General features: G+C 35.5%; 20 protein-coding genes. 16 read left to right on the top strand and 4 right to left on the bottom strand.

Going from position 1 to position 12433, the window contains the following annotated elements:
* Positions 1-114 precede the first annotated feature (114 nt).
* From ABD814_RS00560 to ABD814_RS00510, 11 genes are all read left to right on the top strand, one after another.
* Positions 115-300, top strand: a complete 186-nt coding sequence (locus ABD814_RS00560; RefSeq protein ID WP_425549032.1) for an ATP-binding protein — start codon at positions 115-117, stop codon at positions 298-300.
* 26 nt (positions 301-326) lie between these two features.
* Entirely contained in the window at positions 327-683 is a 357-nt protein-coding gene (locus ABD814_RS00555; protein WP_344909373.1) for an RNA polymerase sigma factor, read from the top strand.
* Complete coding sequence (locus ABD814_RS00550; RefSeq protein ID WP_344909371.1) at positions 677-817, top strand: RNA polymerase sigma factor; 141 nt, start codon at positions 677-679, stop codon at positions 815-817. Before ABD814_RS00555 ends, ABD814_RS00550 begins: the two co-directional genes overlap by 7 nt.
* Positions 818-1006: 189 nt before the next feature.
* Positions 1007-1213, top strand: a complete 207-nt coding sequence (locus ABD814_RS00545) for a helix-turn-helix transcriptional regulator (RefSeq protein ID WP_344909369.1) — start codon at positions 1007-1009, stop codon at positions 1211-1213.
* Between the two features lies 1 nt (position 1214).
* Positions 1215-1655 carry a hypothetical protein gene (locus ABD814_RS00540; RefSeq protein WP_344909367.1) on the top strand — a complete coding sequence of 147 codons (441 nt, stop codon included), beginning with the start codon at positions 1215-1217 and terminating at the stop codon, positions 1653-1655.
* 14 nt (positions 1656-1669) lie between these two features.
* Complete coding sequence (locus ABD814_RS00535; protein ID WP_344909366.1) at positions 1670-1900, top strand: hypothetical protein; 231 nt, start codon at positions 1670-1672, stop codon at positions 1898-1900.
* A 190-nt stretch (positions 1901-2090) separates the two neighbouring features.
* Entirely contained in the window at positions 2091-2510 is a 420-nt protein-coding gene (locus ABD814_RS00530) for an AlbA family DNA-binding domain-containing protein (RefSeq protein WP_344909364.1), read from the top strand.
* 138 nt (positions 2511-2648) lie between these two features.
* A complete protein-coding gene (locus ABD814_RS00525; protein ID WP_344909362.1) occupies positions 2649-3293 on the top strand; it encodes an ATP-binding protein in 645 nt (214 codons plus the stop codon).
* Positions 3269-3532, top strand: coding sequence for a hypothetical protein (locus tag ABD814_RS00520; protein ID WP_344909360.1), 264 nt, complete (start codon positions 3269-3271; stop codon positions 3530-3532). Before ABD814_RS00525 ends, ABD814_RS00520 begins: the two co-directional genes overlap by 25 nt.
* Before the next feature lie 257 nt (positions 3533-3789).
* Positions 3790-4206: a hypothetical protein gene (locus ABD814_RS00515; protein ID WP_344909358.1), complete on the top strand. Its 417-nt coding sequence runs from the start codon at positions 3790-3792 to the stop codon at positions 4204-4206.
* Between the two features lie 127 nt (positions 4207-4333).
* Entirely contained in the window at positions 4334-4972 is a 639-nt protein-coding gene (locus ABD814_RS00510; RefSeq protein ID WP_344909356.1) for a hypothetical protein, read from the top strand.
* A gap of 75 nt (positions 4973-5047) precedes the next feature.
* Here ABD814_RS00510 and ABD814_RS00505 read toward each other — a convergent pair whose 3' ends face one another.
* A complete protein-coding gene (locus tag ABD814_RS00505) occupies positions 5048-6520 on the bottom strand; it encodes an alpha-L-fucosidase (RefSeq protein WP_344909354.1) in 1473 nt (490 codons plus the stop codon).
* A gap of 144 nt (positions 6521-6664) precedes the next feature.
* On the opposite strand from ABD814_RS00505, the gene ABD814_RS00500 reads away from it, so the two are divergent.
* The 3 genes from ABD814_RS00500 to yfcE all read left to right on the top strand — a co-directional run bounded on the left by ABD814_RS00500 (position 6665) and on the right by yfcE (position 8732).
* Positions 6665-7549 (top strand): AraC family transcriptional regulator, encoded by an 885-nt coding sequence (locus tag ABD814_RS00500; protein WP_344909352.1) that lies wholly within the window; start codon positions 6665-6667, stop codon positions 7547-7549.
* Positions 7550-7616: 67 nt separating this feature from the next.
* The gene (locus ABD814_RS00495) at positions 7617-8159 is read left to right on the top strand and encodes a cysteine hydrolase family protein (protein ID WP_344909350.1); all 543 of its coding nucleotides are present in this window, start codon (positions 7617-7619) and stop codon (positions 8157-8159) included.
* A gap of 30 nt (positions 8160-8189) precedes the next feature.
* The gene (yfcE, locus tag ABD814_RS00490) at positions 8190-8732 is read left to right on the top strand and encodes a phosphodiesterase (protein ID WP_344909348.1); all 543 of its coding nucleotides are present in this window, start codon (positions 8190-8192) and stop codon (positions 8730-8732) included.
* 59 nt (positions 8733-8791) lie between these two features.
* Here yfcE and ABD814_RS00485 read toward each other — a convergent pair whose 3' ends face one another.
* Positions 8792-9766 (bottom strand): SulP family inorganic anion transporter, encoded by a 975-nt coding sequence (locus ABD814_RS00485; protein WP_344909377.1) that lies wholly within the window; start codon positions 9764-9766, stop codon positions 8792-8794.
* Positions 9733-10347 (bottom strand): SulP family inorganic anion transporter, encoded by a 615-nt coding sequence (locus ABD814_RS00480; protein WP_344909346.1) that lies wholly within the window; start codon positions 10345-10347, stop codon positions 9733-9735. Before ABD814_RS00480 ends, ABD814_RS00485 begins: the two co-directional genes overlap by 34 nt.
* A 170-nt stretch (positions 10348-10517) precedes the next feature.
* Between ABD814_RS00480 and ABD814_RS00475 the strand changes: the two genes are divergently transcribed.
* Both ABD814_RS00475 and ABD814_RS00470 read left to right on the top strand, forming a co-directional pair.
* A complete protein-coding gene (locus ABD814_RS00475) occupies positions 10518-10712 on the top strand; it encodes a YwbE family protein (RefSeq protein ID WP_344909344.1) in 195 nt (64 codons plus the stop codon).
* Between the two features lie 37 nt (positions 10713-10749).
* The gene (locus tag ABD814_RS00470) at positions 10750-11220 is read left to right on the top strand and encodes a glutathione peroxidase (RefSeq protein ID WP_344909342.1); all 471 of its coding nucleotides are present in this window, start codon (positions 10750-10752) and stop codon (positions 11218-11220) included.
* Positions 11221-11633: 413 nt separating this feature from the next.
* Here the strand turns inward: ABD814_RS00470 and nadX are convergent, their stop codons facing one another.
* On the bottom strand, positions 11634-12377 hold the full coding sequence (nadX, locus tag ABD814_RS00465) for an aspartate dehydrogenase (protein ID WP_344909340.1): 744 nt from the start codon (positions 12375-12377) through the stop codon (positions 11634-11636).
* Between the last annotated feature and the right edge of the window lie 56 nt (positions 12378-12433).

The following is a 12433-nucleotide window of genomic DNA, read 5'->3' as shown; positions in this document are numbered from 1 at the left end:
GGCATTCACTTTTGGCAATTTAATGGGCAAATCACCTATAAAAAATCAAGTTATGAATAATGCAGGTTTAAAAATATATCTAACTATGAGTTGAATATCACTGAAGATGAACTGATGGAGCGTTTTAAACGCGGTGATGAATCAAGGTCTAGTCAAGGAAGTGGGCTAGGGCTATCGATCACCAAAAGTCTAATTGAAAATCAAAAAGGTCAGTTTGAAATTAATATTGATGGCGATTTGTTTAAGTCAATGATCTATTTACCTAGTGCTGAAAATATTGATAAACCTAAGAGTAACTAAATAACTGAAGATAGGAGTGCGCATTGATGCATGAGACAATCGAAGACATAAATGTGGACTTTACTGACTATTACCACGAGCATTACAATGAAATGTATTATGTAGCGAAGCGGATCGTTAACAATCATTATAGTGCGGAAGATGTTGTCCAAGAAGCGTATATTAAAGCATACAATAATTACGGTCATCTAATTGAAAAGTCGAAATGCCGCGCTTGGCTACGAACAATCGTGATTCGAACCGCGATTGATTATTATCGCAAGCATACAAGATATAAAACTGTATCAGTTGAAGAAGGTGCAGAAACTGGTCAGATCCTTCGCTGTCCTAAAAACTGTGTTGAAAAATTGAAACATTGTCACAGAGTGTGCAAGCCGTGCTAAAAGTAAAGATCTTAACGGGTGGAAAAGATCAAGAGATTGCTGATCAATTAAATATTTCCCTTTCAGCGGTCAAAACACGATTACATCGGGCGCGTAAGTTGCTAAAAGCTGAGTTGGAAACTGTAGGTCTATAATTATATAAAAATTAGCCATCTGGATACTTGTTGTATTGTCTGTTACTACAATCAATACAACCTGTGATTTAAATGGTTTTTTATTTTATTATTGAAATTCACCCATTAATGTATAGTCAGATTGACATCGAATGCAAAGTAGACTATACTTAATATGTAAAGTTAACTATACAAAGGGGAGTGTAGCGTTTGAAGACAAAAATACGTGAATTAAGAAATAAACATAAAATCACTCAAGAAGAGCTTGCATTAGCTGTAGGTGTGACTCGTCAGACAATCACTTCTATTGAAAGGGAAAAGTATACAGCATCTTTGGTTTTAGCATATAAAATTGCAAGATATTTCAATATGGCTATTGAAGAAATATTTGATTTTTCAGAAGTGGAGGAGATTTAGAATGGATGAATTTAGAGTAAAAGTTCGTAATAGAATGTTCTTATTAACAACATTATTTGTTGTCGTGATTACGATTTATTTAATTTTACTTTATAATCAAAGTAAATTATCAAATTCCTTAAGTGACATCATCGATTTTTATGGAGGTGTTCTTATGAGTTTTAGTATTTTAATAGTCTTAAATATATTTAAAAATTTTAAAGCGCTTAAAAGCGAGAAGAAACTCAAGAAGTTATATATTAAGGAAAATGATGAACGCACAATTATGATTATGCGAAAAACTGGTGGAATTGGAATTAATATATGTATATTTGGATTTGCAATTGCTACAATTATAGCTGGATTTTTTAACGAGACAATTTTTTTCACATTACTAGCAGCAACTCTCTACGTTGCGTTAGTTAAAGTGCTTTTTAAAGTTTATTATCATAAAAAATTATAAAGGGGTAATTTTAAATGGCGAATAATAAAATGAACAAGTATTTGCTGTTGGGTTTATTAATTAATAGCTTATTATTAATTTTAAAACGTTTTATAGATATTCCAGATTCTGTAGCTGGTTTTGGAACAGGATTGGGGCTGTCTTTATTGATATTTGGAATCTACGCAATGAATCATGATATAACTAAACTAAAGAACTGGAAGAGATATTTACTTAAAGATTTTACCAATTCAAAATCTCAATAGGAATTAACCATATCATATGGTTAGTACCTCTACAAGTATAATGATACAATATTTGTTAATAATAACTTGTAAATGTGACTGGCAAGATATACAATTATTTTGAATACAAATACCAACATCATACTTTTATTTGTTATTTAAAAAGAGGACATCTAATAAAATAACGTATTGGATAAAGTGAGGTGAAATTTTGAAAATATCAGAACTTATTGGTGAAACGACTGAATATGATAAGAAGGAAACATTAGAAGTTCGTAGACCTAAAAGTTGGTTGAAAAGTGTAAGTGCATTTGCAAATGGTATGGGTGGTGCACTAGTATTTGGTGTAAATGACAATGAAGACCTCTTAGGTATTACAAATTCAAAAGAAGTATCTGAAAAGATAAGCGAAATTATCAAAACTAAGATAGACCCAATACCACAAATAATTATGGAAATTCATGAAGAGGATGGGAAAGAATTTGTTATTATAAGAGTTCCAACGGGAATTGAAACACCATATTACTATATTGCTGATGGAAACAGGATAGCATATGTAAGAGTTGGAAATCAAAGTATTCCAGCAGGAAATCAAGATCTAAAACAATTAGTGCTTCGTGGAAGTAACTAGACTTTCGATAGTCTTTCTTCACAATACAAATATGAACAGTCTGCATTCACAAAATTACGCTCAGTATATAGAAAAAGGTCAGGACAAGATTTAGAAGAATCCGACTTTGAATCTTTTGGTTTGGTAGATGTAAATGGGATGTTAACTAATGCAGGGGCCTTATTAGCAGATGACTCACCCATAAGACATTCTAGATTATTTTGTACAAGATGGTATGGGCTTGATAAGGCATCTGGTATTATGGAAGCCATGGACGACAAGGAGTATAGCGGTAGTCTGATAAACTTACTTCAAAGTGGTGAGGAATTCGTAAAAAATAACTCTAAAAAGAGATGGAGGAAAATACCCTCCGGAAGAATAGAAATGCCAGAATATCCAGAACGAGCAGTTCTTGAGTGTATTGTAAATGCACTAATTCATCGTGATTATTTGGATTTGGGCAGTGAAGTGCATATTGACATTTACGATAATCGTCTTGAAATATATTCGCCAGGTGGAATGTACGATGGATCTATTGTACAAAACCTTGATACAGACAGAATTCCATCAAGAAGAAGAAATCCAATTATAGCAGATATATTTAATCGGATGAATTATATGGAACGAAGAGGTAGTGGATTTAAAAAGATTAAAGGAGACTATTATAAAGAAGTTAATTACAAAGCAGATCTAGAGCCTGTTTTTTACTCAGATAACAACTCATTTTGGGTAACGCTCTTTAATCTTAATTATAATGTTCCAATAGAGAAAAAAAGAAAGTGGCTATTGGGGAAGAAAAAGTAGCTATTGAAGAAATTCGTAGTAAATGTGTAAAAGCTGGATTAAGTAATACCATGATAGATAGGATTACTACATTTCGTGAATTTGCTGGGGACAGTTTAGTATTTGGAAGGAGAGACATTACAAAATACTTTAGTTTTTCCTATTCAAATGCGGGCAAAATAATTGCTTCTATGAGAAAGGCAAACATACTTGTTAATGTAGTTGGTGAAGGCAAAGGTAAGTATCGTTTTAAGTTATAGTATTGGCAGTGGATTTACAGGTTCATTCATCCTGAAAATCAACACATTTTAGCATCGAATCTTTCACCGAAAATAACCTTTAATAACAAGACTTCGTATCACTGATAAAACAAGTGATATGGAGTCTTGTTATCTTCTTTCAAATAAATTTGTGAATGTATTTGCAATGGGTAATTCTGGTTGTATAATATGACTATAAATTAAAATTAAAAGACCGTATTGAGTTTATTACTTTAAAAAAGTCTGGAGCTGATTTTATGGATTACGATGAATACGAGAAATTATGTGAAAAGCAACGAGAAGCAAATGATAAATACCTTGGCATATTTGAAAATGATTTAAAAGAAGCGAGTTTAAAACCAAAGACAATAAAAGATCATTTATTTAATGCAGATTTCTATATTAATGAGTATCTTTTACGAATGGAGCCTTCGGAAATGCAAGAAGGGTGTGGCTATAAAATTGATCTGTTTCTTGGTGACTTTTTCATTCGCAAATGCATGTGGTCAACACCTGGCACAATTAAATCAACTGCAGCAAGCATTAAAAAGTTTTATAAGTCAATGCACGAGCATGGACATGTTGATCAAGATAGTTATAGAGTATTATGTGATGAGATTAAAGAAAGTATGGGGATTTGGCAAGCAGACTGTGAAGCGTATAATAATTTTTAAGGGCATAATTAATAACATAATAATGACAAGGTTTGTAGAATCCCAGAATAAAATATTTGTTTTTTAACAGCGCTTCTACCATGATTTTCATATTGAGTAATCGTTTTAATTGGAAGGATGTCCAGGAATGTATTTTAAAGAAACCTTAAAAATATTTTTAAAAGGGCCCAAAATAGAATTACTATCTCTAATTGTTGGATTAACCGTTATGCTGACCATAGCAAATATAAAGATGCCTAACTGGATATGGTTGTTAGCCTTAGGTTTTATGATCTTATGTTCATCGATGTTTCGTTTCATTACAGTTGACGAGGAGTACTATCACAATGATCAATTTAAATTAACGCAAAATAATATTATCGATTATGTTATTAGTAAAAATTTATTTGTCATTTTCTTTGTATCGTTAATCATAGGACTAGTTTTGATAAGTAGTCTTTTATTACAAGGAGATGAGTTTGATATTAATCGCTTTGGACAGGTGATTATTTACTGTTTATTTGTTATAGGATCAGAGAATATATTGCTTAGTTTTCATAATAAACCTGTTGAGGGCTATGCAAGTGGATTGAAGCGAAATGAAGTGGAGGACATAAGAGTGGGTTGGCTCAATTTTAAAAATCAAATCCCTTCATTTTTTATCATAGGGCTATTTTGTATTCTATTCTTTGTTCTCAAGTTTACTCCTGACCTATTTTTATCAGTAATATATTCTCTAACAGGTTGCATCACTTTAAGCTATTTTGTAAAAGCTAGCATCAAATAACCCCGATCTATTTTCGATGGGGGTTATTTAATACTTATATTGTTGAATCTTTATTTGTTCAGAAAGTGCATTATCTTAATCCAAGGTTATTTTAATTACGATCGGCATCTTCGTTTCAATGCCCGTTTTTCTCACATGTAAACCCTGCTCATCGCGCGACCATTCTACCTCTTCATAACCAATGATTTCAACATCCTCAATAATCCCGTGGAAGACAGGTAAATGTGATGCGACTTGATTAGCAAGTGAGCGAATCGTCACTTCACCATTTTCAGGCCAATTCATATTTATTGCATATAAATGCTTCCCGCGGCAAGTAAAGCTGAAATCCTCAGCCGTATAATTGACATCTGTTCCATCGGTAAACTGTCCCTCAGGTATTTCGGCTGGACCTTCACTTGCCTGTCTCCAAACTGACGTTTGATAAATTGCCTCACCATTGACAGCGAGCCAATCACCGATGCCTTTTAGAACAGATTGATCTTCAGCAGATATCGATCCATCAGGTTTTGGACCAACGTTTAATAACATGACCCCATTTTTACTAACAATATCAACTAGTTCACGAACAAGGCTTTCGGGAGATTTGAAGGTATTGTTTTCTGTCCAACACCATGAGTTACGAGCAATTGCTGTATCTGTTTGCCAGAAAAACGGTTGAACCTCAGCAAATTTACCTCGTTCAATATCAACTGTTGCTGTGCCGAATGGAAAGGCATCGTGCTTATAGCAAATGGTTACTTCTTTTTCCCATTGTAATGCTTGATTATAATAATAGGCTGCAAACTTTTTCAAATATGGTTTGACTGAGCTATGTTGAATCCACCAGTCAAAATAAAATTGTTCAGGTTGGTAACGATCAACAATCTCACAGCAACGGACAAGCCAATCTTCTAAAAATTCCTGGGTTGGGATAGGTTCGCTGAATAAGTCGTGATGGTCTGATTCTGACATAGCTGGCCAATAAAAATCGCCGCGTTCTAATGGTTCTTTTACATCACTATCAAACTTTTTCCCATGCCCCATAAAGAACCAATGCTCTACTCGGTGAGAAGATGCTCCTAATGTCAGCCCCTTCTCCTCAAAAGCATTCTTTAGCTCTCCCAATACATCACGTTTTGGTCCCATTTCTGCTGCGTTCCATTCGGATATATCGCTTTTGTACATTTGAAAACCGTCATGATGCTCAGCGACTGGTACAACATATCGAGCACCTGATTGCGCAAAAATATCTGCCCAAGCGTGCGGGTCAAATTGCTCTGCTTTAAATGAAGGAATAAAATCCTTATAACCAAAATCTTTATGTGGTCCATATGTTTGAATATGATGTTCATACTCAGGTGAACCTTCAATATACATGTTGCGAGAATACCACTCACTGCCAAAGCCAGGGACTGAATATGGTCCCCAATGAATGAAGATACCCAACTTTCCTTCACGCATCCAAGTTGGCATCATCCGACCTGCAAGTGAATCCCAATCATCTTTATAAGGTCCTTGTTCAATGACTTTGTCAATCTTCTGTAGATATTCCTCGTGAATTGTCATTTTCCTTCCTCCCCGTTAACTAAAAAGATTTGATTGATTTTAGTATAGAAGAAAAAAGATGATAATATAATAGACAAAGAAGACACATTTAAAAATATATGGCGTATAATCGACATATTAGGATAAATACGAAGGAGCTTATTGATGAACTCGTTTGATTTTTTCCCAAATACGATCATCCCAATAGACGGATGGAATATCCATATCATTCGAATGAGTTATGGTTCGATCGCTCAACCAATCCCATTTCATCGACATGGTAAGCATTGTTATGAGCTCCATTATATTGAATCAGGTACTGGGACTGTTTTTCTAGAGGATGATCGTTATGAAATAGGAGGTGGGACATTTTTTATTTCCGGTCCTGAGATTCAGCATGCACAATTTCCATCCCCTAATGAATCCTTTAAGGAATATTGTCTTAACCTTGTGTTAGAGCCCGAACAAGAAGTTGAGAGAAATTCTATTATTAGTAAGTTAACAGAGATGAAGCGTTTTATTTGTCAAGATTCACAAGGATTGGCTGAAAAATTTCACGAGCTGACAAAAGAATTCCAACAACAAGAGGAAGGGTATCGACAATATATAAAAGCTTTACTAGAAAGTCTATTAATCAGTTGTGTGCGCAATAATCATCAGCTTATTAATATGGATGAGAAGAAAAATGATCTAATCGTTCAAGGAAAAGTTTCATCAAATGAGCGTGCTTTAATTATCGACCAATATTTTTTAGGTGATTGTCGTTATTTTTCACTTGCTTCTTTGGCGGATATTCTAAAATTAAGTCCACGACAAACGCAACGAATGATAAAAAAGTTTTATGGGAAAAGTTTTTTCGAAAAGGCATTAGAAGCAAAAATGAACGTCGCTATTTTACTATTAACGGAAACAAGGGAGAGTATGACAAGTATTTCTGATTATATTGGTTACTCTTCACCAGAGCATTTTAGCTACGCATTTCGACACTATTTTGGTGTTAGTCCCTCTGAATATCGGAAAAAAGCAATAGCAAAGACATCATCTGTATAGTTACTAATGACAAGTCTGAATTTTTGTTTCATAATAAAGTAAAAGGAAGAATAGGAGTTGAGTTGTAATGACAAAGGAAGCACTATTAATCGTCGATATGAGTAATGATTTTATTGCTGATGATGGGACATTAACAGTTGGTAAGGCGGGGCAAGAAATTGTGCCATATATTAAAAATTTGGCGGAACAATTTTTAGCAGAAGGTAATCTCGTTGTTGTGTCGATGGATGCACATCAACCGGATGATCCTCACTTTGAATTGTGGCCGGTGCATAATGTTGTTGATACAGAAGGGCAACAGCTATACGGGGAATTAAACGATTGGTTCCAAGCAAATAAAGATAACGAAAATGTTATCTATGATCCCAAAACAAATTATAATGCCTTTTTCCAAACGGGTTTAGCTGAAAGATTAAAGACAGCAGGAGTAGAAAAAGTTCATACAGTAGGTGTGACGACAGATATTTGTGTCTTTTTAACCATTTCAGGAGCCGATGCTGAAGGGTTTAAAACGGCCACCCATAAGCGAGGGGTTGCTACATTTACCGATAATGGTGAAGTGATGTTGGATCATATGAAGCGTTGTTTCCATACTGAAGTGATTGAGTAGACCTTTACTAAAGAAAGTCAGGTGAGACAAATGAAATTAGGTTTTATTAGCGATACCCATGGTGGTTTTGAAGATACGATCGAAGCACTTGAAGGATTAACAGATGCAGAACAAATCTGTCATATTGGTGATGTGCTTTACCATGGACCACGTAATGATTTGCCGAAAAATTACAACCCTAAAGAGTTGGCGGAGCTACTTAAAGAGCGCCAAGATATCGTCTACGTGCGAGGAAATTGTGATGCGGACGTGGATGAAATGGTGTTAGAACATGATCTTTCGACAAGATCACATGTGATCGAATTTGATGGCTATCGGTTCTATCTCGTGCATGGTTATGAGGAGACAGAAGCAGAGCGCATTAAACAGGCTAAAGCACTTGGTTGTCAAGTCGTTGTTTCTGGCCATACACATGTCAAGGTGCTAGAAAAGAAAAATGGGATCATCGTTCTTAATCCAGGGAGTACGACAATACCGAAAGACGGGTCACGTTCATATGCCTATTATCAAAATGGTGAAATTACTTTATATGATCTCGATCAGCAGAAAGTGATTCAGAAAATAGAGCTGTAAATAGCTTATAAATCAAAAGCCCGAACAATTTGTTCGGGCTTTAATCATGATCAATATAATTAAGACTTCCTCTTCTCAATAATATCTTTATGAATACTAGTAATATTTTTCGCCTTTTTAAAGAGATGTGTACTGTAGCTACCTACATGTTTGAGTGTAACTTTTTTGCCTAATGATTCATATTTATCAACCATTGCACTAATCGCTTCGACACCAGAATAGTCCATTACTTTTGCTTTTTCGAAATCGAAAATCACGTGATCTGGGTCGTCATTTGGCGTAAATAAATCTTGGAAGTTCAAAACAGATCCGAAGAAGACTGAACCATTTAGTTTATATGTTTTTGATCCATCTGCATTATTAATTTCTTTGGCTGCTGCTTCAGTTCCCTTTTCCCAGGCAAATACGAGTGCAGAAAGAATGACTCCGATAAAAACTGCTGTCGCCAAGTCAGTGAGAATTGTAATTAAGGTGACTGCAATCATGACAATAATATCTGCTCTAGGAATTTTTCCGCTGTATTTGAGACTTTCCCATTTAAATGTTCCGATTACAACCATAAACATTACCCCAACTAAAACTGCTAGTGGAATGACGCCAATAATACTTGATCCGAACAAGATAAATGTCAGTAACCCTAATGGTGCTACTAATGCGGAAATTCTAGTTCGACCACCAGATTTAATGTTAATGATCGATTGTCCGATCATCGCATCACCGCCCATTCCACCAAAAAAGCCATTCGCCAAGTTACCAAGTCCTTGAGCGACGATTTCTTTATCGGTATCCCCTTTCGTATCAGTCATTTCATCGATCACTCTTAAAGTAAGTGATGCTTCAGTTAATCCTACTAAACCAGCGATAAATGCATAAGGAAAAATCGTCTGGAGAGTTTCCCAATTTAGTGAGATTTGAGGAAGATAAAATTGAGGAAGGCCACCTTTTAGGCTCATTCCAGCAAAATCTTCTACAGTTTGTAGGTGGTAACCTGCAAACTCACTTAAGCAGACTGCAACGACCGTAACAACAACAATTGCGACGAGGCTAGAAGGTATTTTTTATTTAATTTAGGAAAGAAGTGAATAATAACCATTGTAACGATAACAAAGAAAAGCATAATAACTAAGTCAAAGCCTTGAAGCCATTCTTTCCCTGTTGCTGTATTGACCTTGAATAACTCAATTTGAGAAAAGAAGATCAGCATTGCCAGTCCATTTAAAAAGCCGAGCATGACTGGATAAGGAATGATTCGTGCGTATTTTCCTAATTTTAAAATACCGATGATCAGCTGAATAACGCCCATTAAAATAACTGCTGCAAATAAATGATCTAAACCGTGAGAAGCGACTAAAGCTGCCATAACGACAGAGATTGATGCAGTGGATGAACTGATCATTCCTGGTCTTCCTGTAAAGAGTACTGCGACCAATCCCATAACAACAGCTGTTTGCAAACTCAGCATCGGACTTACCCCGGCGACAAAAGCAAAAGCGATTGATTCAGGAACGAGTGCGAATGCTACTGTTAAACCTGCTAAAATCTCACTAGTAAAATTGATTTTACTAAACGGCTTTAAAAATTTATTGCTTAAAATATTCGATTTTTTAAGACTCATGATGTCCTCCTTCGTGCTGTTAAGCCAAAAGATATCTTAACACACGGGTGAATTAATGCAATTGTTCGGCAATTTGTCGATGGGTTTTTCAAGAAAGATTTAGAGTATGTTGGTATAATAGACTAATCGACTCTAGGTAAACGAAATGATTAAATAAGGGGAACTAAGATATGGATGCAACAAAAAGAGAGAATATAAAAATAGGCATGAAGGTAAGTGTTGTTCAAAAACAGGACCAACGATCTGGGAAGTTAACAGAAGGTGTTGTGTTAAGAATATTGACGAATGCGGCGAGACACCCGCACGGGATTAAAGTGATGCTTGAAGGAAAAATTGTCGGTCGGGTTAAAGAGATACTCGACTAAAAAAGGCGTTGATCTTAAATCTAGGAGGGAATGCAAAATGAGTATTTATGATCTTGAAGTGGCTCTTGAAAATGGTGAAAAGTATCGACTAGATAAGTACAAAGGAAAAACATTATTAATTGTCAATACGGCATCTAAATGTGGTTTTACGGGTCAATTTGATGATTTGCAAAAATTGTATGAAAAGTATCAAGCGGATGGTCTTGTTGTTTTAGGTTTTCCATCGAATCAGTTTAAACAAGAATTAGATTCAGCTGAAGAAGCGGCAACGGCCTGTCGATTGACATATGGCGTAAACTTTCCGATGCATGAGCTTGTTAAAGTCAATGGCGTTGATGCACATCCGCTGTTTAAATTACTAACAGAAGAAACGAAAGGTTTTCTCGGCAAAAAAGTGAAGTGGAACTTTACCAAGTTTTTAGTCGATAAAAATGGACAGGTCGTTAAGCGCTTTGCACCAAATGATAAACCGTTAGATTTTGAAGAAGAAGTGAAGCAGTACCTATAGTTTGCCGAGTGATAAATGTAATTTAAAATGGTAAATATATGTGGTATAGTGTTGGTAGATTGTTAACTCAAAGGTGGTCGGTACTCCCAAGGCGAGCTTGGGGTGGTACCATATGACGACATATGAAACTGTTATGGTTTTTATCGGGATCGCAGGTCTGATCTTGGCAGTAGTCGATCATATAAAGAAACAAAAATAATCCACCTTTGAGTTTGAGGACTCGGCGGATTATTTTTTAAAGTTAATCTGCCTTGCCGATCGCCTTTGAAGCGAAGCAATCGAACTTAGCCGTCAGTGTTAGTAGCACTGATGGCTTTATTTTATGCAAAAACGATAAACAATATACATTTTAATTACAATTATAGTTTAAACGATCACTCGTTTAAAATCAAGACAAAAGAATAAATACCCACTTAGCCAATCTTTATTCTTTGGACTAGTCTCTCCAACGTACCCAAGAGACTAAGAGCTGCTGAATAGCTCGTTTTTGGATTTGAAGGTAGGGGATTATTTTTAACTACAAAGCTTGCCTCGCCAAAGTCACCAACGACATCAACCTGATGAATGTTTTTGTCAATATCTGGATCAGCAATCAGCCGGACTGTTGTTTGCTTAATTCCTAAACCTGCAAGTGACAATGCGATTGAGACGTTAATGTTCTTAGGAAATTGTTTAATCGCCTCTTGTGCTGTACCTTTAAAAATGACTTTTTCTTTGTTTAATTTTTCATTCGTCAATGAATGAGCGGGTTTACGAGTCGTGAGTGCCACAGTTTGAACGGTAGCTAGTGAGTGTGCATTTTGTAAAAGATCCAATCCACCAATTGCACCAGATGGGAGGTGAATATTATGTTGATGCGCCTCCGCTAATTCAATGACCCTCTGTAAAAGTGATTCATCAACAAGCGCGCCGATACTAATCAGTACGATATCCATATGTTTAATAATTGTAGGAAGGAGGTTTTGAGCCGCTTCTACAGTTGCTGCTTCAACAACGATATCAATATTTGACGTTAAAAAACTCTCCAACTCAGTATACAATTTAACGCCAAACTCAGTTTCTAACCATTCATACTTCTCTTTATTCCTCACATAGACACTCATGATCTGCATTTGTGCATGGTTATTTTGATTGATCTCTGTTATTGAGACTCCCACAGCTAAAGCAATGGGATTCTTGAGTGACTAAGCGTTCGCAGTCCATTTCTGTTTTG

Source organism: Amphibacillus indicireducens (genome assembly GCF_039539605.1).
In the GTDB taxonomy this organism is placed as follows: domain Bacteria; phylum Bacillota; class Bacilli; order Bacillales; family Amphibacillaceae; genus Amphibacillus; species Amphibacillus indicireducens.
The sequence above is the reverse complement of the archived record's forward strand: the minus strand, read 5'-3'. Positions and strand labels throughout refer to the sequence as shown.

Coding starts and splice junctions, on each gene's coding strand:
- ABD814_RS00560 (WP_425549032.1), top strand. CDS start 115: ATGGAGCGTTTTAAACGCGGTGATGAATCAAGGTCTAGTCAAGGAAGT.
- ABD814_RS00505 (WP_344909354.1), bottom strand. CDS start 6,520: ATGACAATTCACGAGGAATATCTACAGAAGATTGACAAAGTCATTGAA.
- ABD814_RS00495 (WP_344909350.1), top strand. CDS start 7,617: ATGACAAAGGAAGCACTATTAATCGTCGATATGAGTAATGATTTTATT.
- ABD814_RS00470 (WP_344909342.1), top strand. CDS start 10,750: ATGAGTATTTATGATCTTGAAGTGGCTCTTGAAAATGGTGAAAAGTAT.
- ABD814_RS00515 (WP_344909358.1), top strand. CDS start 3,790: ATGGATTACGATGAATACGAGAAATTATGTGAAAAGCAACGAGAAGCA.
- ABD814_RS00535 (WP_344909366.1), top strand. CDS start 1,670: ATGGCGAATAATAAAATGAACAAGTATTTGCTGTTGGGTTTATTAATT.
- ABD814_RS00555 (WP_344909373.1), top strand. CDS start 327: ATGCATGAGACAATCGAAGACATAAATGTGGACTTTACTGACTATTAC.
- yfcE (WP_344909348.1), top strand. CDS start 8,190: ATGAAATTAGGTTTTATTAGCGATACCCATGGTGGTTTTGAAGATACG.
- ABD814_RS00475 (WP_344909344.1), top strand. CDS start 10,518: ATGGATGCAACAAAAAGAGAGAATATAAAAATAGGCATGAAGGTAAGT.
- ABD814_RS00500 (WP_344909352.1), top strand. CDS start 6,665: ATGAACTCGTTTGATTTTTTCCCAAATACGATCATCCCAATAGACGGA.
- ABD814_RS00525 (WP_344909362.1), top strand. CDS start 2,649: ATGTTAACTAATGCAGGGGCCTTATTAGCAGATGACTCACCCATAAGA.
- ABD814_RS00540 (WP_344909367.1), top strand. CDS start 1,215: ATGGATGAATTTAGAGTAAAAGTTCGTAATAGAATGTTCTTATTAACA.
- ABD814_RS00480 (WP_344909346.1), bottom strand. CDS start 10,347: ATGAGTCTTAAAAAATCGAATATTTTAAGCAATAAATTTTTAAAGCCG.
- ABD814_RS00510 (WP_344909356.1), top strand. CDS start 4,334: ATGTATTTTAAAGAAACCTTAAAAATATTTTTAAAAGGGCCCAAAATA.